Here is a 946-nt window from a genome sequence, read left to right on the forward strand (position 1 = left end):
CGCTAATCGCGATCAATTCCTTGAAGCGGCTCTGCCCGGCCTCCATCAATCGACGAATGAGGCTGCAGATCCCTTCTAGCATATCTTCCTCGTTCTCGTAACGGCCATGTAACACATCATTCAACTGATAGATCGGATCGTTCTTCAGATTGTATAGCGCGCCGGACACGCCCAAGTAATTCAGCTCTACGCCGATCATATATTTGTGCGAATCGTTCACTTCAAGGATAATAGCAGGTCTGCCGACACTGGAGCTCTCCATATACGATTTCTCGACGACTAATTCCTTACGAATCAGTTCCTCTACTATAAAAGAAATCGTTGTCCGGCTCAGCTTCGTGAGCTTAGCTAATTGTACCCGCGGGATGCTCTTGTATTTACGGATTAATTGGAATACCGATTTTGCATTGATTTGCTTCATTTTTTGCTGGCTGGCAACTTTGATCATTTCGATTCCTTCTTTTCTGTTCGCGTCATGTCATGAATAGCTCTAGTGTGTCATATCGGTTCGGATCCCGTCAAGACGAGCCTGAGGCAGCTCCACAGGGGAACTGCCTCAGCCTATACTTATTTGATCATGTCAGATCAATGGGGCTCCGCTGTAAGGCCGATTGGTTCGCGGCCAATGTAAAGCTCAGGGTTCGCATCGCGTCCCGATAATCGCAAAGTACTTGTTGCTGAGAACCGCCCTTAACAGCTGCGATGAATGCTTTATCCTGCTCGAAGGTTGCATCAAGTGTAGCCGTTTCGGTTATATTCTGCGTCGCATCAACAATCTTCAAGCTTTTGCCATTGGCGCTAAGGGAGACATAGTAGTCCGGACCGAATAGCCTGATCTCCGAATCCCCGTTGTAGGGCGATACGCAAGACTCGGTCAATGTCCCGACCGCGCCGTTCTGCATCGTGAATGATAAGGCTCCTCCGTCGTAGATCGTCGACTCTGGGT

Annotated in this window: 2 pseudogenes; both read right to left on the minus strand. The window is 48.8% G+C overall.

Going from position 1 to position 946, the window contains the following annotated elements:
* Positions 1–448: pseudogene (locus tag AC1DWB_RS36090) on the minus strand (hypothetical protein); the annotation flags it as partial.
* A 127-nt stretch (positions 449–575) separates the two neighbouring features.
* Positions 576–946, minus strand: a pseudogene (locus AC1DWB_RS36095) (hypothetical protein); the annotation flags it as partial.

This window comes from Paenibacillus sp. P4_E11, assembly GCF_056401635.1.